This window comes from Betaproteobacteria bacterium, from assembly GCA_016791345.1.
Classification (GTDB): Bacteria; Pseudomonadota; Gammaproteobacteria; order Burkholderiales; family JAEUMW01; genus JAEUMW01.
On record JAEUMW010000466.1, the window covers coordinates 1 to 2,137 of the forward strand.

Annotated in this window: 3 protein-coding genes; all 3 read left to right on the forward strand. The window is 67.1% G+C overall.

Annotation, left to right across the window (positions count from 1 at the left end; translation table 11 throughout):
* The coding region (locus JNK68_17345; GenBank protein ID MBL8542109.1) for a hypothetical protein at positions 1 to 292 on the forward strand (292 nt) is incomplete at its 5' end.
* 10 nt (positions 293 to 302) lie between these two features.
* Positions 303 to 1,208, forward strand: a complete 906-nt coding sequence (locus JNK68_17350; protein MBL8542110.1) for a dTDP-glucose pyrophosphorylase — start codon at positions 303 to 305, stop codon at positions 1,206 to 1,208.
* 43 nt (positions 1,209 to 1,251) lie between these two features.
* Positions 1,252 to 1,818 (forward strand): 2'-5' RNA ligase family protein, encoded by a 567-nt coding sequence (locus JNK68_17355; protein MBL8542111.1) that lies wholly within the window; start codon positions 1,252 to 1,254, stop codon positions 1,816 to 1,818.
* Positions 1,819 to 2,137 lie beyond the last annotated feature (319 nt).

Genomic DNA, 2,137 nt, shown 5'->3' on the forward strand with positions numbered 1-2,137 from the left:
GATCATGGAGCCGCCTGGCCGCACCTTCGCCCATGTGGAGTTCACCCGCGACGGCCGCTACGCGCTGGCGAGCGTCTCCGAGCAGGACGGGGCGATCGTGGTGATCGACGCCGAGACGCTCGCCGAGGTCAGGCGCCTGCCGATGAAGAAGCCGGTGGGCAAGTACAACGTCTGGAACAAGATCATGCGCTCGGAAGGGACGAGCCACTCGCGCGCCGTGAAGGGAGAGCAGAGCGCGTCGCGACGCACAGTCGCTTGTACCGGAATCTGCCTTGTCCCGCCGATGCGATAGACTCGACCGTATGGCTCAAGACCCTCGCACGGTCTCCGCCGGTATGAGCGACATGCCGGGTCTCTCTGCACGCCGCATCGTTGGCCTCATTCCGGCAGCCGGGCACGCGACGCGGCTCGGCGACATGCCCTGGAGCAAGGAACTGCTCCCGGTCGGGTTTCAGCCGGGTGCCGGGGAGGGTCATCCGCAACCGAAGCCCGTGGCGCAGTATCTGGTGGACCAGATGAAGCGGGCAGGTTGCGGCGAACTCTTCTTCATCGTGCGTCGAGGGAAGTGGGACATCGCCGACTATTTCGGTGACGGCCGGCGTTTCGGCCTGGACATCGGATACCTGATCGTGCACGAGCCGTGGGGTCCGCCTTTCACGCTGAATCAGGCGGTCCCCTTCGTGGGCGATGCCACTGTCGTGGTCGGTTTTCCCGACATCCTGATCCACCCGCCGGATGCACTGGCGCAGACTGTCGCACGCCTCGACGCTACCGCCGCAGACGTGGTCGTCGGCATCTTTCCGGCGCCGCCGGAGGACGCTTGCGATCTCGTGCAGAGCGATGCGAGCGGACGCGTGCTGCGACTCGTGCCCAAGGAAGATGATCCCGACCTGGGTGATCCGCGCAGTACCTGGATATTGGCGGCATGGGGCCCGCGCTTCACTGCTTTCCTGCGTGCGAGAGTGCTGGAGTTGGCGCAGATCGCCCGTGCGCGAGGCCGCGACGAAGCGAAGCCGCCCGAGTGGCCGGTCGGCAGCGTGATCGCCTCGGCGATAGAGACCGGACTGTCGGTGAACAGCCTGCACTTCGCGCACGGCGCGTTCCTCGACATCGGCGCCCCGCACCGGCTCGTCGATGCCATCCGCTTTCCCGGGGTATGGGACGGACAGGGACAGCCTCCCGTAGGATCGCGATGTGGCGGAGCGTGAGTGGCGACGCGCGCGTCGCACACTGCGCGAGATCCGTCGACCGATGAAAAGGCCCGTCGCGTTCTGGCTGCTGTCTGGCGAAGCCGCGATGCAGCGCTTCGTGAAGTGCATCGACGACCTGTCCGCTCGCTATCACGCCCCTCGCTTCCTGCCGCACGTGACCTTGCATGTGAGCGACCTGGCGCGGGATGCCGACCTCGATGCCGCACTCGATGAAGTGGCACGGCGCTTCGCACCGTTCCAAATGCGGGCAGGCCCGACCGGCCACTCGCCGGTGCGCTTCAAGGCACTGTTCGTGCCGCTGTCCGGGGGTGACATCGTCGGTCTGGCGAATGCACTCGCGAGCGAGGTGGCACCCTGGTGCAGCACCGCCGGCAACGACGGCGATCTGGCGGTGGCGTACCGTCTGGAACCGCACTTGAGCCTTCTTTACCAGGTACTGCCTGAGGCAGAGCGCGCACGCCTTGCCGCGTGTCACGACTGTGCAGGTGACGTCATCGATTTCGACCGCATCACGGCGGTAAGGCCCGCGCCCGGGGCGGAGGATTTCGCGTGCGTGGAAGAGTGGGTGATTCTGCCACCGCGATTGCTCGTCGGGACGGGTCGGTGACATCGGCCACTTGCGACGTGCGACACGCGCAACCGCGTCTTGGCCCAGCAGCCGGACCCCGACACCACCTGCTGGGCGCCGCCGCAGGCTTCCGCAGCGGCCCGACTATGCGGCTGACTTGACCTGGCCGCGAGCGGCCGCGCGAGCGTCTGCCAGCTTCGTTGTCCCAGCCGAGGCTCCGTGACGAGGATCCTGGGCATACCCCATCGGTATGTCGCGTCGGGGTGCGCCGATATAGAGCTGGCGCGGGCGGCCGATCTTGTAGTCCGGATCGGCGATCATCTCGCTCCACTGCGCAATCCAGCCCACCGTGCGCGCC

What these genes read in the sequence shown, in the direction of transcription:
- JNK68_17350 (MBL8542110.1), top strand. Translation starts at nt 303, where the DNA reads ATGGCTCAAGACCCTCGCACGGTCTCCGCCGGTATGAGCGACATGCCG.
- JNK68_17355 (MBL8542111.1), top strand. Translation starts at nt 1,252, where the DNA reads ATGAAAAGGCCCGTCGCGTTCTGGCTGCTGTCTGGCGAAGCCGCGATG.